This window comes from Stenotrophomonas sp. YJH_SMC_33, assembly GCF_059372295.1.
Map to the genome: position 1 here is coordinate 159633 of NZ_JCAFVJ010000006.1, position 22692 is coordinate 182324.

Consider the following 22692-nt stretch of genomic DNA (forward strand, 5'->3'; position numbering starts at 1 on the left):
CCGCGCTCGGCACCGGTAGCGGCCGACCTCGATCGGCGCCGTGAATGCGTGTCGACCAAGGTCGACACCTGCCGGGGGACCTAACGCGCGGCGGTCGCCTGACTGGCCAGCTGGCGCTTCACCCAGTCATCGATCAGACGCTTCTCGTAGCGCAGTGGATCGCTGTCGCTCTTCAGTCCCACGTTGTGCAGGTAGCCGGTATCGCTGAGTCGCGCATCGCCCTCGCTGACAATACGGCCGCTGGCGTCCTTCAGCGTGTACTGCAGGGTGATCCGTGGCGGGTAGATGTCGCGCATGATCCGGATGTCGCGGCCACGCGGGCCGTGCCAAGGCTCGTAGTCACCGGCACGCTTGATGTCGACGAGGGTCACATCGAGGGTCTGCCCAGGCTGCAGCGGCTTGGCTGCGGTGGTCTGCAGGTAGCGGGCCAGCTGCTGCACCCAGTCACCGCGTTCGGCCTCGAAGCGGTTGCTGCTCTGGCGTATTTCGGTGAACTTGGCCGGATCTTCCCATTTCACGCTGACCGGTCCATCGGCCTGCAACGCACGCGGCGCGTCTGCATCGGTCACGGTGCGTGGCGCAGCATTGGCGCCACCGGCCGCCAGGGCGCCTGCCAGCAGGGCAATCGCGAGTGAGCGTTTCATGACGGTCTCCTGCGTCCCCGCGCTGGGGGGGTGTTGATCACGGATCGAGTGTGAGCCTGCTGCCGGACGACCGCAATGGCCGATTGCGTCGTGGGCAAGAGCGGTTGCCGCCAATTCATCGACGTCAACCATGACTGACGGCGCTTGACGCTGTGAATACGCCCTTTGGAAGATGCTGTGCTCCCAACCTGGCCTGCAAAGACCCCCTTGTCCACACTGCCGCCCCTCGTGGAGCGCCCACCGATGCTGGTGCCGGCGCCAGAACCCGACCTGCATCGTGGCGTGCTTGAGCGCATCAACGCCGGCTTCTGCGTGATCCAGGTGCTGTTCGAGGGTGATCGTGCGGTCGACTATTGTTTCATCGAAGTCAACGACGCGTTCGAGCGCCACACTGGGCTGAAGGACGCGCGTGGCAAGTGCATGACTGCGCTGGAACCCAACCACGAGCAGGACTGGTTCCGTATCTATGGCGAAGTCGCACGCAGCGGCCGCCCCGCTCAGTTCGAGATGGAAGCCCGTGCGCTGGGCCGCTCGTTCGCGGTCGACGCGGTGCGGGTGGGGCGGCCGGGAGAAGACAAGGTCGGCATCCTGTTCTTCGACATCACCGCGCGCAAGCAGATGGAAGTGGAGTTGGGGGAAAGCGAAGCCCGTTTCAGCGCGCTGGCAGACGGCCTGCCGATGCCGGTGTGGGTGCTCGATGAGCGCGGCCATGCGCGTTTCGTCAACAGTGCCTTCAGCGAGTTCTTCGGTGGTGATGAAACGCGTGTGCCGGAAGATGTCTGGCGGGGTCTCGTGCATCCGGATGACGCGTCCGTGTTCGAATACGAACTGCAGGAAGCGCTGAAGGCGCAGCGTTCGATGCACGCGCTGGTGCGTGCGCGGCGCGCGGATGGCCAGTGGCGCTGGCTGGAGATGAACGCCCGCCCGCGTTTTTCGCGGATGGGCCGCTTCATCGGCTTGGCCGGCAGCAGTCCGGATGTCACCGAACGACGCGAAATTGAACTGGCCCGCGAGGAGCTGCTGCAGTCCGAGCGCGCCGCGCGCAGCGCTGCGGAGAACATGGCGCGGCTGAAGGACGAGTTCCTGGCCACGCTGTCGCATGAACTGCGTACGCCGCTGACCACCATCCTGGGCTGGAGCGAACTGCTGCTGCAGCGCGTGGACAACACCAGTCCGCTGTACAAGGGCCTGAACGTGATCGCCAACAGCGCCGGTGCGCAGAAGCGGCTGATCTCGGACATGCTCGACCTGAGCAGCATGCTGCTGGGCAAGGTGCAGCTGGAGGTAGAGATACTGGACCTGCGCGACCTGCTGAGCGAAGCCATCGGCGCGCAGGAGCTGGTCGCCGAAGGCAAGGCGCTGGATGTGAGCCTGCTGCTGCCGGAACAGCCGTGCCTGGTGCTGGGCGATGCCACCCGCCTGCAGCAGGTGTTGTGGAACCTGCTGTCCAATGCGATCAAGTTCACCCCGGCCGAAGGCCGCGTCGACCTGCAGCTGCAGGCCGATGGCAATCACTGGGTGATCACCGTGCGCGACACCGGCGACGGCATCGCGCCCGAATTCCTCAACCATCTGTTCAGCCGCTTCCGGCAGGCTGATGGCACCACCACGCGCCGTCATGGCGGTCTCGGCCTGGGCCTGGCGATCGTGCAGCAGCTGGTCGAACTGCATGGCGGCACGGTCACTGCCGCCAGCGAAGGGCATGGCCACGGCGCCACCTTCACCGTGCGCCTGCCCCAGCACCTGCCGGATGCAGAGCGCCGACCGCTGCGCGAAGTGATCAGTGGGCCGATCCTGGAGCCGGTGGTCGTCGAACCCTATCCGCTGCGCGGCATGCACGTGCTGGCGGTGGAGGATCAGCCGGAAGTGCTGGAATACCTGCGCCGCATGCTGGAAGAGCAGGGCGCCACCGTATCGGCGGCCAGCTCGGCCGGCGAAGCGCTGGCACTCCTGGCCGACACCGGCCACCTGCAGTACCACGTGCTGCTGACCGACATCGGCATGCCGGGCATGGATGGCTATGGGCTGGTGCGCACCTTGCGCGAGGACATGGGCGTGGACGCGGCGACCTTGCCTGCGGTGGCGGTGACTGCACTGGCGCGTGCCGACGACCGCCGCCGCGCGCTGGCCTCGGGCTTCCAGGAGCACGTCGCCAAGCCGTACTCGGTGGCGCAGCTGGTGGCTGCCGTGCGCAAGGTGCAGGTGGCGCGCGCGGACAGCGCGCTGCACTGAGCATTCACGGCCGATCGGCGACCCTGCAGTCAGGAGGTCGCCGATGTCCCGCATAGCTCCACGTATCCACACCGATCCGGCGCAGATCGCGCGCCTGGAAGCCCTGCTGCCGCAGCTGGATGGCGAAACGCAGGTGGAACTGATTCTGCACGATGGCCGCCGCCTGCTCGGCACGGTGGCCGTGAGGCCAACCGTGCAGCAATACCGCAACGCCGCGGGTGATGAAGGCAGCAACGGCCAGTTGCGCCTGGATGACTACGACACGCCGGTGCAGCAGCACCATGTGTGGCTGGATGAGATCGCCAGTATCAACCGCCTGCCACCCAAGGCGCCTTGATCCGATGTGGAGCCGAGCCCACGCTCGGCTCTGCCGCCGCCCGAGCGTGGGCTCGGGCGCTACAGATGTGTCAGTGCTCGAACAGGGTCGGCGTCGCCTCGAACCGGCGTGCGTACGCCCGCTCCTCTGCAACCCTCGCCACCTCGTCATCGGCCAGGTCCGGTGCCCCATAGACGGCGTAGGCAACGCTGCCGTCGGCGCCATGACCGACCTGGTGGAGCCGGTAGCGTGAGTGGCCGCCGCCGGTGTCCTCGGGGTAATGCACGGGCGGATGGCTGCCTTCCAGGTCCATTTCACTGTTGTCGACCACGCCACCGACGAACAAGGCTCGCATGCAGGTTCTCCTGGGTTTCCGGGGGAGCCTCTACCCTGAACGTTTCAATGTTGCTGGCAGATCAAAGCCCCGTTCGGGTTTCGCAAAGCGGCTGCCGGGGCCGGCCCGGTCAAGCCGGTACAATGGACGGCCCTCACGCTTGAAGTACCCGCGCCGATGGCCTCCAGCGACGACGCCCCCCTGCAGACCCTGTTCCTGCCGTTTTCACAAGGTGCCCTGCGCTGGCCGGAAGGTCCGGTGGCCTTCCTGCGGGCCCGCGACGGCTGGCCGCTGCGCGAAGCGGCCGGCAACCGCGAGGTGCACTGTGAACAGAGCTTCGCCCCGTTCGCGCAGCCGCTGCAGCAGGCCGCCGGCTGGACCGTCAGCGGCCAGCTGGATGATGTGGCCGGCAAGGGCCGCTACCCGTTGGTGCTGGTGCTGCCGCCGCGCCAGCGCGAAGAGGCTCGTGCGTTGTTTGCGCGCGCGCTGGCGCTGGTCGCCGACGGTGGCCGCATCGTCGCCTGCCAGTCCAACAACGAAGGCGCGCGCTCCGGCGAAGGCGACCTCAAGCAGTTGGCCGGCCTCGGCGGCAGCCTGACCAAGAACCATTGCCGCGTGTACTGGACCGCCCCACTGCAGGGCCAGCACGACGCTGACCTGGCCAAGCGCTGGTCGGCACTGGACGCGGTGCGCCCGATCGTCGGCGGCCGTTTCCTCAGTCGTCCGGGCGTGTTCGCCTGGGATCGCATCGACCCGGCCTCGGCACTGTTGGCCGAGCACCTGCCGGCCGAGCTGGCCGGGCGTGCTGCCGACCTGGGCGCTGGCTACGGTTACCTGTCACGCGAACTGCTGGAGCGTTGCCCGAAGATCACCGCGCTGGACCTGTACGAAGCCGAGCAGCGCGCACTGGCGCTGGCCGAGCTGAACCTGGCGCCGCCGCCGCGCCCGCTGCCGCTGCGCTTCCTGTGGCGCGACGTCACCGCCGGCATCGAGCCGGGCTACGACGTCATCATCAGCAACCCGCCGTTCCACACCCCATCGCGTGCCGACCGCCCGGACATCGGCCAGCGCTTCATTGCCGTGGCTGCGCAGGCGCTGCGCCCGGGCGGGCGCCTGTACGTGGTGGCCAATCGCCACCTGCCGTACGAGCACACCCTCAACGACAGCTTCGGCGCGGTGCGCGTGGTCGCCGAGCGCGACGGCTTCAAGCTGGTTGAAGCGGTGAAGGGGAAAGGCAAGTGAAACTGGTCAAGCACATTGCCAATCTGGGCTATGGCAGCCGCAAGCAGGTGCAGTGGATGTTCCGCGAAGGCCGCATCACCGACGCCGACGGCGAGGTACTGTACGCCGACGACCAGGTGCCGCACGAGGTGATCCGGGTTGATGGCGAGCCGCTGGACCCGCCGGTGGGCCTGTCGATCGCGCTGCACAAGCCGGCTGGCTACACCTGTTCGACCAAGGATACCGGCCGCCTGATCTACGACCTGTTGCCGCCGCGCTTCCGCGACCGCAATCCGGTGCTGTCCACGGTGGGCCGCCTCGACCGCGAGACCAGCGGCCTGCTGCTGCTGACCGACGATGGCAGCCTGCTGCACCGGATCATCTCGCCGAAGTCGAAGCTGCCGAAAGTCTATGAGGTCGAATTGAGCGAGGACCTGCGCGGCGACGAGGTGGCGCTGTTCGCCAGCGGCACGCTGATGCTGGAGTCCGAGAAGACGCCCCTGCTGCCGGCTGAACTGGAAGTGCTGGATGCGCGTCGCGCGCGCCTGGTGCTGCACGAAGGCCGCTACCATCAGGTACGCCGCATGTTCGCCGCCACCGGCAACCACGTGCAGGCCCTGCACCGCAGTCGTGTTGGCGGGCTGGACCTGCAGGGGCTGGACGAAGGGCAATGGCGGCAGCTCACTTCCACCGACCTGGATACGCTGTTCGCTCCATGACCACCATCGCTGCGCTGCCGTTCCTCCCCGACGCCGTCATCTTCGACATGGACGGCCTGATGATCGACAGCGAGCGGGTCTCGCTGGCCTGCTGGAGCGAGGCCGCCGACGAATTCGCACTGGGCCTGGACGAGGCAGTGTTCCTGCGCATGGTCGGCCTCGGCGACCGGGATTCGCACGCGCTGCTGCGTGCGCAGGGTATCGAGGACAGCGTGATCGAGGCGGTCGCTGCACGCTGCCACGAACTGTACGAAGGACGCACACAGACCGGCCTGCCGTTGCGTCCGGGCATCCTGGAACTGCTGGAGCTGCTGAAGGCGCACGCGGTACCGCGCGCGGTGGCCACCACCACGCGGCAGCCGCGTGCCAACCGCAAGCTGGCGGCGGCCGGACTGCTGCCGTATTTCGACGCGGTGATCACCAGTGGCGACGTGGCGCGGCCGAAACCGGCACCGGACATCTACCTGCTGGCCGCGCAGCGACTGGGCCAGGTGCCTGGGCGCTGCCTGGCGCTGGAAGACTCACCCGCTGGCACGCGCGCGGCATTGGCCGCTGGCATGACCGTGATCCAGGTACCGGACCTGGTGCATCCTGACGAAGAGCTGCGCGCGCTTGGCCATCGCATTGTCGGTTCGCTGGTGGATGCGCACGCGTTGCTGCTGCCGCTGCTGCCGAAATAAGCGGTAGGTGCCGACCGTTAGCCGGCACTGAGCCGAGCATGGCTCGGCTCTACATCTATTGGTGGGTGCCGACCGTTGGTCGGCACACCTGCCCCCATCACACCCGCCCGAACACCAGCGCGGCGTTGGTGCCACCGAAGCCGAAGCTGTTGGACATCACCGTGTCCAGCGTCTGCGCGCGGCTTTCGCGCAGGATCGGGAAGCTCTCCACCTTCGGGTCCAGTTCGCCGATGTTGGCCGAACCGGCAACGAAGCCATCGCGCATCATCAGCAGGCAGTAGATCGCCTCGTGCACGCTGGCCGCACCCAGCGAATGGCCGGACAGCGCCTTGGTCGAGGACAGCGGCGGCACCGCATCGCCGAACACTTCGCGGATGGCGTTGAGCTCGGTGACGTCGCCCAGCGGCGTGGAGGTGCCGTGGGTGTTGAGGTAATCCAGCGGGCGATCGACGCCCTGCAGTGCCATCTTCATGCAGCGCACCGCGCCTTCACCGGACGGGGCGACCATGTCGGCGCCGTCGGAGGTCACGCCATAGCCGATCAGTTCGGCATGGATGCGCGCGCCGCGCGCAACGGCGTGGTCGTAGTCCTCCAGCACCAGCATGCCACCACCGCCGGCGATGACGAAGCCGTCGCGGTCCTTGTCGTACGGGCGCGAGGCGCTGGCCGGGGTCTCGTTGAAGCTGGTCGACAGCGCGCCCATCGCATCGAACATCACGCTCATCGACCAGTGCAGGTCTTCGCCGCCACCGGCGAACATGATGTCCTGCGCGCCATGGCGGATCATGTCCGCGGCGGCGCCGATGCAGTGCGCCGAGGTCGCGCAGGCGGCCGACAACGAATAGCTGACGCCCTTGATCTGGTAGGCGGTGGCCAGGCAGGCCGAGACCGTCGAGCACATCGTGCGCGGCACCATGTACGGGCCGACCTTGCGCACACCACGTTCGCGCAGCAGGTCGACCGCGCCGATCTGCCATTCGCTGGAGCCGCCACCGGAACCGGCGATCAGGCCGGTGCGCAGGCTGCTGACCTGCTCGGCGCTGAGCCCGGCATCGGCGATGGCATCGCGCATGGCCAGGTAGGCGAAGGCCGCCGCGTCGCTCATGAAGCGCTTCTGCTTGCGGTCGATCAGCGCCTCCAGATCGAGGTCGACACGACCGCCGACCTGGCTGCGCAGGCCCGCTTCAGCGTGGTCGGCCAGGGCGGTGATGCCCGAGCGCCCTTCGCGCAGCGCGGCCGAAACGGTATCCAGATCATTGCCGAGGCAGGAGGTGATGCCCATGCCGGTGATGACGACGCGACGCATCAGAAGCTCCCGGTTTCGGTGAACAGGCCGACGCGCAGGTCGCGGGCGCTGTAGATTTCGCGATCATCCACGTACATGCGGGCATCGGACTGGGCCATCACCAGCTTGCGGTTGATGACCCGGCTGATGTCGATCTCGTACCGTACGAGCTTGGCGTCCGGCAGTACCTGGCCGGTGAACTTCACCTCGCCACAGCCCAGCGCGCGGCCCTTGCCGGGGGCGCCCAGCCAGGTCAGGAAGAAGCCGGTCAGCTGCCACATGGCATCCAGGCCCAGGCAGCCTGGCATCACCGGGTCGCCGATGAAGTGGCAGCCGAAGAACCACAGGTCCGGGCGGATATCCAGCTCGGCGCGTACCATGCCCTTGCCGTGCGGTCCGCCGTCCTCGTGGATGTCGGTGATGCGGTCGAACATCAGCATCGGATCGTTGGGCAAACGGCCGGCGGCGGTGCCGAACAGTTCACCGCGTGCGCTGGCCAGCAGCTGTTCGCGGTTGAACGCGTGGAGACGGGTCATGAAGCACAATCCTGGAAGCGGGAAACAGGGAAACAAGCGTTCGAGGATGCCCGTGGAAACTGCGCCGATCAAACATTTCAACCGTACGCAACCGTAGTGTTTTCAATGGAATACGCGCATCCTGTTGATGTGCAACGACCATACTTCGGCGTGTGGCCCGTTCGGCACGCCCCCGCCCTTTCCGCCTGACATGACCCGACTGCGCAAGATCATCCACGTCGACATGGACGCGTTCTACGCGTCGGTGGAGCAGCGCGACGATCCGTCACTGCGGGGCAAGCCGGTGGTTGTGGCATGGCGCGGCGCGCGCTCGGTGGTGTGTGCGGCGTCCTACGAGGCACGCGTGTTCGGCGTGCGTTCGGCGATGCCGGCGCTGCGCGCCGAACGCCTGTGTCCGGACGCGATCTTCGTGCCGCCTGACTTTGCACGTTACAAGGCGGTGTCACGCCAGGTGCGCGAGATCTTCCTGCGCCACACCGACCTGGTCGAGCCGTTGTCGCTGGACGAGGCCTACCTGGACGTGACCGAGCCGAAGAGCGGCATCGAACTGGCCACCGACATCGCCCGCACCATCCGTGCGCAGATCCGTGAGGAGACGAACCTGACCGCTTCAGCCGGGATCGCGCCGAACAAGTTCCTGGCCAAGATCGCTTCGGACTGGCGCAAGCCCGATGGCCAGTTCGTGATTCCACCGCAGCGGGTGGACGCGTTCCTGCTGCCGCTGCCGGTGAACCGGGTGCCCGGCGTCGGCAAGGTGATGGAAGGCAAACTTGCCGCGCGTGGCATTGTCACCTGCGGCGATCTGCGGCAATGGGCATTGACCGATCTGGAAGAGGCGTTCGGCAGTTTCGGCCGCAGCCTGTACAACCGCGCACGCGGCGTCGACGAGCGGCCGGTGGAACCGGACCAGCAGGTACAGTCGATCTCCTCGGAGGACACCTTTGCCGAGGACCTGCTGCTGGAAGACCTGGGCGAGGCGATCGTGCAACTGGCGGAGAAGACCTGGAAGGCCACGCGCAAGACCGAGCGCGTCGGCCACACCGTGGTGCTGAAGCTGAAGACCGCGCAGTTCCGCATCCTCACCCGCAGCTTCACCCCGGAGCGCCCGCCGGAATCGATGGAAGAACTGCGCGACATCGCGCTGGCCCTGCGCGCCCGCGTCGACCTGCCGGCGGAGACCCGTTACCGCTTGGTCGGCGTCGGCCTGGGTGGCTTCCGCGAAAAGGAACCGGTGGTGCAGGGGGAATTGTTCGAGCACTGATCATTGCCATGCCGACCAACGGTCGGCACCCACCAACAGCAGCAGGTTCCGTCAGTAGCAGGAAACTGTCGAAGGCGGGGTGGGGCCGGTTGCGGGGGCGTGAGCCGCATGGATGCGGCGACCGAGCTTACATGGACGTACTTGCAGCGTCCCCCGCAACCGGACCCACCTCGCCATCCCACGGATAGCCAGCTGTTGCTGTTGCTTCGGCTGTTGCCGTTGCATTGAGCAGGTGCAGGGCGCAGCCCTGCAAAAGAAAACTCCCTACCTCATGGCCACTGCATCTCGCCCTTGGCCACCTTCGCGCTCAGCTCCAGCGATGCGACGCCATCCAGCTTCGGGTAGCGCGACTGCATTGCCTGCACCAGCGCCGCACTGTCCTTCGCCTTTGCCGCTTCGATATCGAACGTGCGGATGTAGTCCGCAGTGAAGCGCAGTGCACTGGCATCCAGCGCCGCACCTGGCGCGTAATGCCCCGGCACCACCACCTTCGGCTTCAGCGCCTGCAGCTGCTGCAGGGTCTGCAGCCAGTCGGCATGTGACTTCGGCGTCTGCGTGTCGGCCATCCACACGTGCTCGCCCGCCACCACCGGAATGCCACCGACGATCGCGCGCAGCGACGGCACCCACAGCACGGTGCGGTCCGGGGTCGGTCCGTCCAGGCCGATCAGCGGCAGGCGCTGGCCTTCCAGTTGCAGGGCATCGCCCTCCAGCACCTGCGGCAGCACGATGCGCGCGGGCACGTCGGCAGCCATCTTCGGGCCCCAGTAGGCCAGCTTGCCGGCCTGTGTCTGTTGGATGTGGGCAACGGTCTGCGCGGTAGCGACGATGCGCGCCTGCGGGAACGCATCCTGCAGCGTGGCCAGGCCGAAGTAGTAGTCCGGATCGCCGTGGCTGATATAGATCGTGGTCAACTGCTTGCCGCTGGCGCGGATCAGCTCGACCAGTTTGCGCGCGTCGCTGGCACCGAACTGCGCATTGACCAGGATCGCGTCGTGGCGGCCTTCGATCAGCACCGAGGACACCGAGAACATTGCCTGCGGGCCGGGATGGAAGGTCTGCAGGTGCAGTTGGGATTTCGTCGCGGTGGTCGGCGCCGCGGTGGCCGGTGCGGCCAGCAGCGGCGCACTGGTGAAAGTGGCGGCCAGGGCGAGGGGAAGCAGCAGGGCAGCGGTACGCATGGGAATGCCTTGTCTAGAGCCGGGCCAATGCCCGGCTGCATGTTCGCGTAGAGCCGAGCGCGGGCTTGGCTCTACATGGGACGTGCGTGGATCAGTACGCGGCGGTGATGATCTGCTTGGGGTACTTGTGCGCTTCCAGCTCGGCGACGAACGCGGCGCCGTAGTCGGCATAACTGATGCGGCTGTGGCCGCTGGCGTCGGCCAGGAAGGCCCTGGGCTGCACGCGGTAATGGCCACGCTCTTCGCCCGGGCCGATTTCGGCGGCCGGCGAGAAGAAGGTCCAGTCCAGGTCGTCCACCGCCTGCAGTCGATTGAAGGCTTCTCGATGGGCCAGCGCGTATGGCTTGTAGGCCTCCGGGAAGGTGGGGGTATCGACCAGCTGCACGCCGGGTGCGACTTCCAGGCTGCCGGCACCGCCGACCACCACCAGGCGCGGTACACCGGCCTTGCGCGCGGCCGCGGCCAGCTGTGCGGCCACCTCGCCGACGCGGCCGATGTCATCGCCCGGGCGTGGGCCGTAGGCGCTGGCCAGCACGTCGTGGCCGGCGATGGCGGCGACCAGCGCGTCCTGGTCATCCAGCGAGGCGACCACCGGATGGGCGCCGGCCAGTTCGGCCGGAAGATCCTGCGCGCTGCGCACGATGACAGTGAGTTCGTGGCCGTTCGCCAGCGCGTGGCGGGCGATCTGGCGGCCGATGTTGCCGGTGGAACCGACGAGGGCGATCTTCATGGCAGGACTCCGTGGGGCGGTGTGGGGGGGGACGCGGCCACTGTAGGCCGCTGCAGTCGCTCGAAAAACAGCGTATAACGCGCTTGTTTGTTGCATGGATCGAGCATATGGACCGATTGACCGCCATGACCGTGTTCGTCGAGGTGGCCGAGCGCGGCAGCCTGACCGCAGCGGCAGAGGTGCTGGACATGTCACGGGCGATGGTCAGCCGTTACCTGGCCGAGGTCGAGGGTTGGCTGGGCGCGCGCCTGCTGCACCGGACCACACGGCGGGTCAGCCTGACTGGCCCCGGCGAAGCGGCGCTGGCGCGCTTCCGGCAGATGCTGGCGATAAGTGAGGAACTGCAGGGCGAGCTGGCCAGCGATGATCCCGAACCGCACGGCACGCTGCGGGTGACCGCCAGCGTGTCGTTCGGGCAGAGCCACTTGGCACGAGCGGTGGCCGGTTTCGTCGCGCGCCATCCTGCCGCGCGCATCGAACTGCTGCTGGTCGACCGCACCGTGAACCTGGTGGAAGAACGGGTGGACCTGGCCGTGCGCATCGCGCGCCAGATCGATCCCAGCCTGATCGCACGGCGGCTGGCGACCTGCCGCTCGGTGCTGTGCGCGACGCCGTCCTACCTGGAGGCGCGCGGTACGCCAACCGCTCCCGAACACCTGGCCGCGCACAACTGCCTGACCCACCACTACGTCGGCAAGAGCCTGTGGCAGCTGCACCGCGATGGCCGTTCGCTGTCGGTGGCTGTGGGCGGCAACATCAGTGCCAACGAGGCATCGCTGCTGCTGGAGGCGGTGCGGGCCGGTGCCGGTATCGCCATGCTGCCGACCTACCAGGTGGCGCCGATGCTGCGCAGTGGCGAACTGGTCGAACTGCTGCCCGAATTCAGTCTGGACGAGCTCGGCATTCATGCCGTGTACGCATCACGGCGACAGCAGCCCGCTATCATGCGGCGATTCCTGGACTTCCTGGGCGAGTGCTTCGCCGGCCCGGCCTTCCAGGATCTGGATTGGCGCCCGCCGGGCAAGGAGGACACATGAACCATGGACAGGCCTTGATCGACCACAACCGTGCTGCGTGGGACCGCCAGGCCAGTGAAGCGCGCGAATGGTCGCGCGCGGTGGAAAGCTCAACGATTGCTGCCGCGCGCGCAGGCCGCTGGCAGGTGCACCTGACGCCGCGCGCGTTGCCGCTGGACTGGATGGGCGACGTGCGCGGCCGTCGCATCCTGTGCCTGGCCTCGGGTGGTGGCCAACAGGCACCGGTGCTTGCTGCCGCTGGCGCCGATGTCACCGTGTTCGACCTCTCCGACGGGCAGCTTGAACAGGACCGCGCGGTCGCCGCGCGCGATGGCCTGCAGCTGCGCACCGTGCAGGGTGACATGCGCGACCTGCACGTGTTTGCCAATGACAGTTTCGATGTGGTGTTCCACCCGATCTCGAACCTCTACGTCCCTGACGTGCGCCCGGTATGGACTGAATGCCGCCGCGTGCTGGCGCGCGATGGCATGCTGATGGCCAGTTTCTACAATCCGGTGCTGTTCGTGGGTGCGCGCGATCCGCAGCTGGATGCACAGGGCCTGATCCGTCCGCAGTACGCCATTCCCTATTCGGACCTGGAAGACCTGCCGCAAGCCGAACGCGAGGCGAAGCTGGCCCGTGGCGACGCATTGACCTTTGGCCACAGCCTGACCGAGCTGATTGGTGGCCAGCTGGATGCCGGCTTCGTCATCGATCGCTTCATGGAAGACTGGCAGCCGCGGCCGCGCTTCCTGATCGACCGTTATCTTCCCACCTTCCTGGCCACCCGAGCGCGCCGGATCGGTTGAGGCGGATCGGCGCGGAAACCAGCGGCGTACAATGGGGGCCCACGTCGTGCAGGTGCCGTTCCTTGTCGTATCCCTATCCACTGGTCGTGTTCGACCTTGATGGCACGCTGGTCGACAGCGCAGCTGATATCGCCGAAGCGCTGAACCGCACGCTGGAGGACATCGGCATGGCACGCGTGCCGGAAGCCACCGTGCTCGGCTGGATCGGCGACGGTGTGCGCCGCCTGGTCGAACAGGCCGTGCATGCGGCAGGCCGCGAGGTCGACCTGGTCGAAGTGATGCCGGTGTTCATGGTGCACTACCGTGAATGCCTGCTGCGCAGCCCGCGCCTGTTCGATGGCGTGGCCGACGCACTGGCGCAGCTGCGCGCGCGCGACGTGCCACTGGCGATCTGCACCAACAAGCCCGAAGCACTGGTGCCGCCGCTGCTGCAGCACCTGGGCATTGGTGATGCGTTCGCGCTGATACTGGGCGGTGATTCGCTGCCGCAGCGCAAGCCCAGTGGCGAACCGCTGCGGCACATCGCCGCGCATTTCGCGCTGCCGGTGGAGGCGTGCCTGATGGTGGGAGATTCGTTGACCGACTACCGCGCCGCCGAAGATGCGGGCATGCCGATCGCGCTGGTGCGCTACGGCTATCCGCGCGGCCTGGACCTGGGCAGCGCGCACGCGGTGGCAGTGATCGACGACCTGCGTGAGTTGCCGGGGTTGGCCGCGGGCGTTCGGGCGTAGAGCCGAGCCCACGCTCGGCTGCTTTTCATTGCGTGAGCCGAGCATGGGCTCGGCTCTACAGTAGATCGACGCCATGCGTCGATGGCATCAGGAGGCGCCGGGCGATGCCCGGCGCGCGCCTTCATTTCGGCTGGTAACGCACGCTCAGCTGGTACTCGCGGCCGGGCTGGTTGAACCACGCCACGGTCTCGTAGCGGCGATCGAACACATTGGCGGCACGCGCCAGCAGCGTCCACGACGGCGTCAGCGCGTACTCGGCGCGCAGGTCCAGCGTACCGTAACCCGCCACCTTCACCGTGTTGGCCGCATTGTCATAACGCTTGCCTGAACCCTGAACCGTCAGACCGGCGCGGAAGTCGCCGAAGCGGCGGTCGATGTCCAGGCGTGCGGTCTGCTGCGCGCGGCGCGGCAGCCAGTTGTCGAACTGGGTGCTGCCATGGGTACGGTTGCGCGGGTCGGTGTAGCTGAGCTGTGCGTTGATGTCGAAGCCGGCCAGCAGCACGCCACCGGTCAGTTCGGCGCCGCGGATGCGGGCCTTCTCCACTTGCTGCATCCTGAAGGTCGCCGCATCGTAGGTAATCAGATCATCGATGCGGGTTTCATATACGTCCAGGCCCCAGTGCCAGCCCTGTCCCTGCTGCGAAACGCTCAGGTTGGCGCTCTTGGACTTCTCCGGGTTCAACGTCGGCACGCCGCTCCACGGGTCGTACAGATCGCTGAAGGTCGGCGCCTTGAACGCGGTGCCATAGCTGGCGTTGAGGCGCAGGCCGTGGCCCATTTCCATCGCCCAGCCGGCGCTGCCGGTGGCGTGGTTGCCGAACTGCTGGTTGTCGTCGTTGCGTGCGCTGACCTGCAGCTGGTGGCGGCCGAAGCGGCCCTGGTACTGCACGAACACGCCGGTGTTGCGACGGCTGTCGACGAGGTACCCGGCGCTGCTGCCATCCAGGTTGTCTTCGCTCCAGTCCACGCCGGTGCTCAGCAGCTGGCCTTCGGCCATGCCGAAGTCGCCCTGCAGCGAGGCGCTGTCACGATGGGTCTGGGCGCTGCCACGGGCATCGAAGTCGCCGAAGTTGTCCGACTCGTTGTCACTGCGGCCGACATTGGCGGTGAACGCCAGGCGTTCGGACGGGGTGTAGCGCAGCTTGCCGGACAGCACCTGCTGGCGGGTTTCCGAATAGTTGTAGTAGCCGTCGTAATGGTTCTTTCCGTCGGCACGCAATGCACTGCCTTCCACGTTCCATTGGTCGTTGAAGGTGTAGCCACCGCGCAGGCTCTTGGACAGGTTGCGGTAGCCGTCGCGGTCATGCTCGTCGGCAAAGCAGCCCGCGGTGAACACCGAGGAGGAGCCGCGGCAGGCATCGATGCCATCGGAATGCTGGTAGGCGATGTCAGCGCCGAACCAGCCGCGTTCGGTGCCGCCGCCAATGCCGCCACTGGCCTCGCGCAGTCCATTGCTGCCGCCACCGAGCTGGAAATGCGGGGCGAAGTCACCCTGGCTGCGGCGGGTGAAGATCTGGATCACGCCACCGATGGCGTCCGCGCCATACAGGCTGGACTGCGGGCCACGCACGATCTCCACGCGCTCGATCTGTGCCAGCGGCAGGTCCTGGTACATCGCCAGGCCGAGGTCGGCGATGTTGATGCGCACGCCATCGACCAGCACCACGGTGTGGCCGGAGTTGGTGCCACGCAGGAACAGCGAGCTCTGCTTGCCCAAGCCGCCGGCATTGGTCAGGTTGATGCCGGCGCGGCCGCGCAGCAGTTCCTGCAGCGAGGTGGCCTGGCTGGATTCGATCTGCGCGCGGTCGATCACCTGGGCCGGCGCGATGCTGTCCTGCAGGGCGATCGGGGTGCGGGTCGCAGTGACCAGGATCTGGTCGAGCGCGGTGGTGTCATTGGCGGCCTGGGCCAGCGCGGGCAGGGCGGCCAGCACGGCCAGGGACAACATTCGGGACTGCAGCTTCATGGGGGACTCCAGGTGCCACGCACGCCCGCGTGGCGAAGGGGAGGAGCCGCGAAGGCAGGCACGCGCCGATGCCGCAGCGCACGCCACGGTCATCCAGCGCCATGCCCACCGCATCGCGACCTGAGGCTTCCGGGCCGGTCTCCGGGCTTGCCGCCGGGCGGCGCGAGGCCGCCGTCCAGGCGCCTTCCCATGCCTGAGGCACAGTGGCAGTGTTGCCCGGAACTGACGTGCTTACCGTTGCGGGGGCAGCGCCGGCCTGGCGTGGAATCACGCGTCACCGGCTTCCCGTTTCAACCTGCCGGCCGTGGCCGCAGGTCACCTGGAAGTGCGCGCAGTCTACGGCATCGCAGGCAGTCCCGTTGCGTCGCGCCTGCTCGACTGCCTTTGCTGTGCCCTTAGAATGGTCCCTCGATCCCGTGGTGCCGTTGCCGATGTCCGCCCGTTTTCCGCTGTCCCCGCGTTGCCTGTACGGAACGCACGCATGATCCTCGACCTGGTCCGCCATGCCGGCAACGGTCGCGATGAGTTCCTCGATGGCCGCAGCGACCCACCGCAGCTGGCCCGCCTGCCGCAGGAACTGGTCGACGCCTACGCCGCGCAGCCCTGGGAGCGGGTGATCAGTTCGCCGCGGCTGCGCGCGCTGCACACGGCAATGGCGCTGGCCACGCCGCGCGGGCTGGACGTGGAAGCGGACGAGGAATGGGAGGAACTGGATTTCGGCGATTGGGACGGGCAGTCGCTGTTCGACCTGCCGGAGGATGCACTGGCTGCCTTCCATGCTGACCCGCATGCGTTCCCGCCGCCGAACGGCGAAAGCTGGGGCCACTTCGAGCGGCGCATCGCGCGCGCGCTGGATCGCCTGCTCGATGATGACGATCCGGTGCCGACGCTGGTGGTCAGCCATGGCGGCCCGCTGCGCATGGTGCTGTCGAAGGTCTGCGGCCTGCCGATGTCGCTGTGCTGGGCGCTGCGCATCGACCATGGCACGCGCCTGCGTGTGTGGCTGGAGCGCGGTGAGGCCGGGCTGGTGGGCGAATTGCTGGAGCTGCAGCAGCCCTGACCCATCGGTAGTGCCGGCCGCTGGCCGGCAGCCTCGGAAACGCTGCGAAGATCATGCAGTTGCCGGCCAGCGGCCGGCACTACCATGCCGTCAATCCTCGTCCGCATCCTCGGCAACGCTGTCTTCCGCGTCATCGTCGGCATCGAAGCGCTGCTCATGCACCGGGCCCGACGCCGGGCCGGCCGCCTTCAGCGGATGCGCGGCGATGCGCGCTTCATAGTCCTGTACCAGCGCATCGCGCTGCGGCTCGCTCAGTTCCTGCCAGTGGCAGTCCAGCAACGCACCTTCCAGCGAGTACAGCAGGTTCAGGCTGGGCTTGAAGCCGGCACGCTTGACCTTGACGAAGGCACCGACCGCTCCGATCGCGACCAGGTCGTCGCGGCTGCGCAGGCCGACCTGGCGCAGCCAGGCCGCGCTCTTGGGGCCGATGTTGCGCAGCTTGGGTGCGTTCATCCCAGCGCCTCGACGAACACGCGGGCGATGGCTTCCAGGCCGGCCTGGTCGTCGGCATCGAAGCGGCCCACCTTCGGGCTGTCGATGTCGAACACGCCGATCAGTTCATCGCCGCGCAGCAGCGGCACCACCAGCTCCGAACGCGAGGCCGAATCACAGGCGATGTGGCCGGGGAAGGCGTCGACATCCTCCACGCGCTGGGTGACCCGCTGGCTGGCGGCGGCACCGCACACGCCCTTGTCCAGCGGGATGCGCACGCAGGCCGGCAGGCCCTGGAACGGGCCGACCACCAGTTCCTTGCCATCGTACAGGTAGAAACCCACCCAGTTCAGGTCGGGCAGGGCGTGGTAGACCAGTGCGGAGAGGTTGGCCGCGTTGGCGATGCGGTCGGACTCGGCGTAGACCAGGCCACGGGCCTGTTCCAGCAGCTGGGCGTATTGTTCCGGCTTGCTGCCGGTGAGCGAGGCATTGGCGAACATGCCCGCAGTCTAGCAAGCGCGACGGGCCGGCGATAATGCACGCTCTGTTGCCCTGTTGGAGCCAATCGATGCCGTTGCCTGCCACGCTGCCGCCCGCCCTGTTCGTTACCGGCACCGACACCGAAATCGGCAAGACCGCGGCCAGCACTGCGCTGCTGCATGCGCTGCGCCGGCGCGGCCTGCGTGCAGTCGGCATGAAGCCGGTGGCCAGTGGCAGCGAAGACCTGGGGCAGGGCCTGCGCAACGAGGACGCGCTGGCACTGCAGGCGGCCAGCTGGCCGGTGCCGGACTATGCCGACCTGAACCCGTATGCGCTGCGGCAGCCGCTGGCACCGGAGCTGGCGGCGGCCGAGGACGGCGTGCAGGTGGAACTGGCGCCGATCGTGGCCGCGTTCGCGCGACTGCGCGCGCAGGCCGATATCGTGGTGGTGGAGGGGGTTGGCGGTTGGCTGGCACCGGTTTCGGCCACGCTGGACCAGCTCGACCTGGTGCGTGCGCTGCAGCTGCCGGTGCTGCTGGTGGTGGGCATGCGGCTTGGCTGCGTCAACCATGCGCGGTTGACTGCGCAATCACTGCAGGCCAGCGGCGTGGACCGCCTGGGTTGGATCGGCAACCACATTGATCCTGCGATGCAGCGCCAGGACGAGAACATCGCCACGCTGCAGCAGCGCCTGCCGATGCCGTGCTGGGGACGGCTGCCGCATCTGCCGGGGGCGGATGGTGAAGCGTTGAGCGCGCATCTGTTCGACGACCTGGGGTAGTGCCGGCCGCTGGCCGGCAACCTCGATGAATCACGTCCATGCAGTTGCCGGCCAGCGGCCGGCACTACCGTGCTGCAGCCGCCAGCTCCCGTGCGATCGCACCCAGCCGCTCCACCGCACCGATGAAGCGCGCATCCAGGCTCTGGCAGCACGACAGCCGCAGGCAGTGGCGGTAGCGTGCGCCGCGCGAGTACACCTGGCCCGGCATGAACACGATGTCCTCCAGCAGCGCTCGCTCGAACAGCTCGCGCGTGTCCACGCCCGGCAGTTCCAGCCACAGCAGGAAGCCGCCCTGCGGTTCGGTGGCGCGGGTGCCGGCCGGGAAGTGTTCGGCCACCAGCTGGCGCAGCCGCCCGACCTGTTCGCGGTACAGGCGGCGCATGCGGTGCAGATGGTGCTCGTAGCTGCCTGCTTCCAGATACGCGGCCACCGCATCGCCGAGCAGCTGCGGCTCGCCGCCGGTGGACTGGAACTTCAGCAGTGCGATGCGCTCTGCGAAGCGGCCGCCATCCAGCCAGCCGATGCGGTAATCCGGCGCCAGTGTCTTTGAGAAGCCACCGACCACCATCACCCAGCCATCGCGATCGAAGGCTTTCAGCAAGGGTGCCGGCGGTTCGCAGAACTGCAGCTCGGCGTACACCGCATCCTCGATCAGCGGCAGCTGCCGTGCGTTGACCAGTTCGGCCAGGTGTTGTTTGGCGGCGGTCGGCATGGTGCAGCCGAGCGGGTTGTGCACGGTCGGCATCACCACCAGTGCGGCCAGCGGCCTGTGCTCCAGCAGCGCATCCAGTGCATCCACGTCCAGTCCGTGCTGCGGGTGGGTGGGCAACTCGATGGCCTGCAGGCCGAGGTTGGCCAGCAACGGATACAGGTTGAAGTAGGACGGCGCCTCGATGCCCACCGCGTCACCGGGCTGGGTGACCGCGCGCAACGCCAGCTGCAGGGCTTCCATCGCACCATGGGTCAGCAGGAGTCGCTCGGCGTGGGTGTGCAGTCCCATGCGCGGACTGCGGCGCACGATCTGTGCCAGCAGCCGGGGGGAGCCGTTGGGTCTCGCATAGGTCTCCACCGTCTGCTGGCCGTGGCGCAGCACCTGCGCGGTATGCCGGGCCAGCTGCGCGCCGGGATAGAACTGGCGACCACGTGGGCCGGCGAAGGCCAGATCGACCACACCCGGGCGGCGCTGTGCTTCCAGTACCCGGGCCATCAGGACCTGCTGCAGCGGCGCGGTGGGCGCGGATGGGGTGTCGCGCAGCGAACGCTCCGGCACCGACAGCCGCGGCGCAACTTCGAAGCCCGCCTTCGGCCGCGGAATCACCAGTCCGGCATCTTCCAGCTGGCGATAGGCGGCAATCACCGTGTTCAGGCTGAGCCTGCGCTGCAGGGCCATCTGCCGCAGCGAAGGCAGGCGGCTGCCGACCGGAAGGCGGCCACCATGAATGGCTTCGGCCAACTCATCCGACAGCCGTTGATAGCGGGGGGGAATCATCGAGGCCTGGTCATCTGTATCCATCGAATATCCCGCGATCTGGTGCTGTACCCATGATGATGGCGAGCCTAGCATGTCGTTGTCGGCCGGGCCTGATCGGGGCACGGCCGATACTTCCCAAACGCACGGCTGGATGGCCGTGCGTCTTTTTTTGTGTGTAGAGCCGAGCCCATGCTCGGCTGCACTTCCGCCAACAGCAGCCGAGCGTGGGCTCGGCTCTACAGAGAGCACCGCCGAGCGTCGGTCAGGCCAAGGGGGAATGCCGGCTACCGCATCGGCACCAGCGCCGCCTCGCGCCGGTACAGCGCCGGGAACTGCTTGCCCAGCGCCGCAAGCTTCGGTGCGTCGTAGTAGCGGATGTAGGCGGCCTGCGGGTAGTTCGCCATGTAGTTCTGGTGGTAGCTTTCGGCCGGGTAGAAGCGCTGGCCGCTGACCAGCTGGGTGACGATCGGTGCGCGGTAGCTGCCGGCCTGGCCGAGCTGGGCGATGTAGGCGCGGCTGGCTGCCTGCTGGCGGGCGTCATCGGTGAAGATTGCCGATCGATACTGGCTGCCGTGGTCCGGCCCCTGGCGGTTGAACTGGGTCGGGTCGTGTGCCACCGAGAAGAACACCTGCATCAACTGCCCGTAGCTGACCTGGCGCGGGTCGTAGTCGATCCTCACTGCTTCGGCGTGGCCGGTCTGGCCGCTGCTGACCCGCTCGTAACGCGCGTCGGCGGCGCTGCCGCCGATGTAGCCGGACACCGCATTGCTCACGCCCTTGACGTGCTGGAACACGCCCTGCACGCCCCAGAAGCAACCGCCGGCGAACACCACGCTGGCGTGGGTCGCGTCATCGCGGAACGCCGCATCGCCCGTGGGTGCCGGTAGTGCCTGGGTCTGCGCGCTGGCTTCGACCGGCGCCGCAGCCGCGCCGTGGTCGACCAGCAGCACACCGGCGATCAATGCGGTGGCCACCAGTCCGGCGACACCGGCGGCGATGCCCTGTTCAAAGGAGAGTTTCATCATGTCCTCCGGTTTCAACCAAAAGTGAAGGCATAGGCCTGCACGCCCGCATCGAGGAATTCGATCTCGAAGCGGTGCGGACCGACCGTGCCGCGCTGGCGCACCAGCTGGTACAGGCGGTGCTCGTCGACCACGCCACTGCCATCGGCATCGACATCGCTGCCGGCATCGGCGGAGGGCAGCGGCTTGCCGTCCAGCCAGACGCGAAAGCGCACCGGCGTGCCGTCGCGGGTCGGTGCCAGCACCAGGTGCAGGTCGCGCGCATGGAACTGGAAGGCAATGCGGCCACCGGCCCGCTGCAGCTCTGCGGCCTCGTCGGTAATGGTCCAGTGGCCGGACAGTCCCCACTGGTTCAACGCCAGGGTGGTCGGCAGCGTGTAGTCGAACGCGCTGTCGCTGCGCTGTCCGCCGGGTGAGGCGAACTGCTCGGCACGGGCGTGGCCGAGGTAGGTTTCCGGCGAGCGCAGGTTGCCCATGTCGGCCTGCACGGCCACGCCCTTCAGGTCGGCGGCAGCGGGATCGGCCGGTGGCGGCAGGTTCGTCTGCCCGGCTTCGGCCAGCAGGCGACGGATCACCTGTTCCGAGCGCGCGTAGTTGCCTTCGCCGAACTGGTGGCCGCGGATGTTGCCCTGCGCATCGACGAAGTACTGCGCCGGCCAGTAGCGGTTGTTGAACGCGCGCCAGATCGTGTACTGGTTGTCGAGCGCCACCGGGTACTCGACCTTCAGCTGCTGCACCGCCTTCATCACGTTGCGTGGGTCACGCTCGAAGGCGAACTCCGGCGTGTGCACGCCGACCACCACCAGGCCGTGGTCACGGTAGCGGCGTTCCCATTCGTGCACGAACGGCATCGCGCGCAGGCAGTTGATGCAGGAGTACGTCCAGAAATCGACCAGTACCACCTTGCCGCGCAGCTGCTGGGCCGTCAGCGGTGGGCTGTTGAGCCAGCCGGTGGCGCCGTCCAGCGCGGGCAGGGTGCCTTCCACCGGTAGCGGTGCATCGGCTGCGGCGTTGGCACCGGCCATCATCATCATCGGCGGTGCCGCCGGCTGCGCACCGGGTACCGCATCCAGCAGGCCCTGCTCGATGCGTGCGGTGCTGACCGTCGAAAGACGGGTGAGCAGGCCGGTATCCCAGCCCAGACCAATCGCCACCACCGCCAGCAGCGCGGCTACGCCCAGCACCTTGCGCAGTACGTCGCCCAGCCCAAGCCGCGCCTGCAGCGCGCGGAACACGCGGCCACCTACCCATACCGCCAGCGCCAGCGCGCTGATCGCACCCAGCGCATACGCCAGCAGCAGCGCACTGGTACCGGCACTGGCGCCATGCAGGGCGGCACCGGTCAGCACCAGGCCGAGGATCGGCCCCGCGCAGGGCGCCCACAGCAGGCCGGTGGCGACGCCGATCAGCAGCGAGGTCCACGCGCCGCCGTGCCCCGCGGCATCCGCCGCATCGGCACGCGCGCTCAGCCGTGCGCCGACGCGCTGGAATGGCGCCAGCAGATGGTCGGCCAGTCGCGGCCACAACAGTGCCAGCGCGAACAGCGCCATCAGCAGCAGGGCGACCCAGCGTCCGACCTGGTTGGCCTGCGCCACCCATTGGCTGCCCACCGCAGCCAGGCTGGCGACCACGGTGAAGGTGAGCGCCATGCCCAGCAGCAACGGCAGCGTGCTGCGCAGGAAGGGGCGGTCGGCACGCGCGAACACGAACGGCAGCACCGGCAGGATGCACGGGCTGAGCAGGGTCAGCGCGCCGCCGAGGTAGGCAAGCAGCAACAGCAGCATC

At 67.8% G+C, this 22692-nt stretch carries 23 protein-coding genes and 1 riboswitch; of the genes, 11 read left to right on the plus strand and 12 right to left on the minus strand.

What is annotated here, in order from left to right; translation table 11 throughout:
- Nucleotides 1–80: 80 nt before the first annotated feature.
- Complete coding sequence (locus AC5P9W_RS11735; RefSeq protein WP_019660921.1) at nt 81–644, minus strand: DUF3016 domain-containing protein; 564 nt, start codon at nt 642–644, stop codon at nt 81–83.
- A gap of 243 nt (nt 645–887) precedes the next feature.
- Between AC5P9W_RS11735 and AC5P9W_RS11740 the strand changes: the two genes are divergently transcribed.
- Nucleotides 888–2876, plus strand: a complete 1989-nt coding sequence (locus AC5P9W_RS11740; RefSeq protein WP_026347121.1) for a hybrid sensor histidine kinase/response regulator — start codon at nt 888–890, stop codon at nt 2874–2876.
- A gap of 43 nt (nt 2877–2919) precedes the next feature.
- A complete protein-coding gene (locus AC5P9W_RS11745) occupies nt 2920–3213 on the plus strand; it encodes a DUF3247 family protein (RefSeq protein WP_019660923.1) in 294 nt (97 codons plus the stop codon).
- 70 nt (nt 3214–3283) lie between these two features.
- Here AC5P9W_RS11745 and AC5P9W_RS11750 read toward each other — a convergent pair whose 3' ends face one another.
- Entirely contained in the window at nt 3284–3547 is a 264-nt protein-coding gene (locus AC5P9W_RS11750; protein WP_005407925.1) for a hypothetical protein, read from the minus strand.
- Nucleotides 3548–3703: 156 nt separating this feature from the next.
- On the opposite strand from AC5P9W_RS11750, the gene AC5P9W_RS11755 reads away from it, so the two are divergent.
- From AC5P9W_RS11755 to AC5P9W_RS11765, 3 genes are read left to right on the plus strand one after another with little or no spacing between them, the layout of a single operon-like run.
- Nucleotides 3704–4768, plus strand: a complete 1065-nt coding sequence (locus tag AC5P9W_RS11755; RefSeq protein ID WP_019660924.1) for a class I SAM-dependent methyltransferase — start codon at nt 3704–3706, stop codon at nt 4766–4768.
- Nucleotides 4765–5466: a pseudouridine synthase gene (locus AC5P9W_RS11760; protein ID WP_021204380.1), complete on the plus strand. Its 702-nt coding sequence runs from the start codon at nt 4765–4767 to the stop codon at nt 5464–5466. The genes AC5P9W_RS11755 and AC5P9W_RS11760 overlap by 4 nt, the downstream gene beginning before the upstream one ends.
- Nucleotides 5463–6146, plus strand: coding sequence for an HAD family hydrolase (locus tag AC5P9W_RS11765; RefSeq protein WP_021204381.1), 684 nt, complete (start codon nt 5463–5465; stop codon nt 6144–6146). Before AC5P9W_RS11760 ends, AC5P9W_RS11765 begins: the two co-directional genes overlap by 4 nt.
- A gap of 97 nt (nt 6147–6243) precedes the next feature.
- Here the strand turns inward: AC5P9W_RS11765 and fabB are convergent, their stop codons facing one another.
- Both fabB and fabA read right to left on the minus strand, forming a co-directional pair.
- Nucleotides 6244–7452, minus strand: coding sequence for a beta-ketoacyl-ACP synthase I (fabB, locus tag AC5P9W_RS11770; protein ID WP_019660927.1), 1209 nt, complete (start codon nt 7450–7452; stop codon nt 6244–6246).
- Nucleotides 7452–7967, minus strand: coding sequence for a 3-hydroxyacyl-[acyl-carrier-protein] dehydratase FabA (fabA, locus tag AC5P9W_RS11775; protein ID WP_014035851.1), 516 nt, complete (start codon nt 7965–7967; stop codon nt 7452–7454). The genes fabB and fabA overlap by 1 nt, the downstream gene beginning before the upstream one ends.
- A gap of 190 nt (nt 7968–8157) precedes the next feature.
- Here fabA and dinB point away from each other — a divergent pair, with 190 nt between their 5' ends.
- On the plus strand, nt 8158–9228 hold the full coding sequence (gene dinB, locus AC5P9W_RS11780) for a DNA polymerase IV (protein ID WP_111097732.1): 1071 nt from the start codon (nt 8158–8160) through the stop codon (nt 9226–9228).
- A gap of 269 nt (nt 9229–9497) precedes the next feature.
- On the opposite strand, the gene AC5P9W_RS11785 is transcribed toward dinB, so the two are convergent.
- Nucleotides 9498–10409: an MBL fold metallo-hydrolase gene (locus AC5P9W_RS11785; protein ID WP_111097721.1), complete on the minus strand. Its 912-nt coding sequence runs from the start codon at nt 10407–10409 to the stop codon at nt 9498–9500.
- A 91-nt stretch (nt 10410–10500) separates the two neighbouring features.
- The gene (locus AC5P9W_RS11790) at nt 10501–11139 is read right to left on the minus strand and encodes an NAD(P)-dependent oxidoreductase (protein WP_021203368.1); all 639 of its coding nucleotides are present in this window, start codon (nt 11137–11139) and stop codon (nt 10501–10503) included.
- Between the two features lie 107 nt (nt 11140–11246).
- Between AC5P9W_RS11790 and AC5P9W_RS11795 the strand changes: the two genes are divergently transcribed.
- From AC5P9W_RS11795 to gph, 3 genes are all read left to right on the plus strand, one after another.
- Nucleotides 11247–12176 (plus strand): LysR family transcriptional regulator, encoded by a 930-nt coding sequence (locus AC5P9W_RS11795; RefSeq protein WP_111097719.1) that lies wholly within the window; start codon nt 11247–11249, stop codon nt 12174–12176.
- Nucleotides 12173–12964: a class I SAM-dependent methyltransferase gene (locus AC5P9W_RS11800; RefSeq protein WP_021203370.1), complete on the plus strand. Its 792-nt coding sequence runs from the start codon at nt 12173–12175 to the stop codon at nt 12962–12964. The genes AC5P9W_RS11795 and AC5P9W_RS11800 overlap by 4 nt, the downstream gene beginning before the upstream one ends.
- A gap of 62 nt (nt 12965–13026) precedes the next feature.
- On the plus strand, nt 13027–13695 hold the full coding sequence (gene gph, locus AC5P9W_RS11805; RefSeq protein ID WP_021203371.1) for a phosphoglycolate phosphatase: 669 nt from the start codon (nt 13027–13029) through the stop codon (nt 13693–13695).
- Between the two features lie 121 nt (nt 13696–13816).
- Here gph and btuB read toward each other — a convergent pair whose 3' ends face one another.
- Nucleotides 13817–15661, minus strand: a complete 1845-nt coding sequence (gene btuB, locus AC5P9W_RS11810) for a TonB-dependent vitamin B12 receptor (protein WP_495219253.1) — start codon at nt 15659–15661, stop codon at nt 13817–13819.
- A gap of 115 nt (nt 15662–15776) precedes the next feature.
- Nucleotides 15777–15999: riboswitch (cobalamin riboswitch) on the minus strand.
- A gap of 143 nt (nt 16000–16142) precedes the next feature.
- Between btuB and AC5P9W_RS11815 the strand changes: the two genes are divergently transcribed.
- Nucleotides 16143–16721, plus strand: coding sequence for a histidine phosphatase family protein (locus tag AC5P9W_RS11815; protein WP_021203373.1), 579 nt, complete (start codon nt 16143–16145; stop codon nt 16719–16721).
- A gap of 90 nt (nt 16722–16811) precedes the next feature.
- Here AC5P9W_RS11815 and AC5P9W_RS11820 read toward each other — a convergent pair whose 3' ends face one another.
- Nucleotides 16812–17174, minus strand: coding sequence for a TfoX/Sxy family protein (locus tag AC5P9W_RS11820; protein ID WP_021203374.1), 363 nt, complete (start codon nt 17172–17174; stop codon nt 16812–16814).
- Entirely contained in the window at nt 17171–17653 is a 483-nt protein-coding gene (locus AC5P9W_RS11825; RefSeq protein WP_005407940.1) for a GAF domain-containing protein, read from the minus strand. Before AC5P9W_RS11825 ends, AC5P9W_RS11820 begins: the two co-directional genes overlap by 4 nt.
- A gap of 68 nt (nt 17654–17721) precedes the next feature.
- On the opposite strand from AC5P9W_RS11825, the gene bioD reads away from it, so the two are divergent.
- A complete protein-coding gene (gene bioD / locus AC5P9W_RS11830; protein ID WP_111097716.1) occupies nt 17722–18414 on the plus strand; it encodes a dethiobiotin synthase in 693 nt (230 codons plus the stop codon).
- Between the two features lie 64 nt (nt 18415–18478).
- On the opposite strand, the gene AC5P9W_RS11835 is transcribed toward bioD, so the two are convergent.
- The 3 genes from AC5P9W_RS11835 to AC5P9W_RS11845 all read right to left on the minus strand — a co-directional run bounded on the left by AC5P9W_RS11835 (nt 18479) and on the right by AC5P9W_RS11845 (nt 22691).
- Entirely contained in the window at nt 18479–19927 is a 1449-nt protein-coding gene (locus tag AC5P9W_RS11835; RefSeq protein ID WP_111097715.1) for an aminotransferase-like domain-containing protein, read from the minus strand.
- 242 nt (nt 19928–20169) lie between these two features.
- Nucleotides 20170–20907, minus strand: a complete 738-nt coding sequence (gene msrA, locus AC5P9W_RS11840; protein ID WP_227853673.1) for a peptide-methionine (S)-S-oxide reductase MsrA — start codon at nt 20905–20907, stop codon at nt 20170–20172.
- 14 nt (nt 20908–20921) lie between these two features.
- On the minus strand, nt 20922–22691 hold the full coding sequence (locus AC5P9W_RS11845; RefSeq protein ID WP_197575642.1) for a cytochrome c biogenesis protein DipZ: 1770 nt from the start codon (nt 22689–22691) through the stop codon (nt 20922–20924).
- Nucleotide 22692 lies beyond the last annotated feature (1 nt).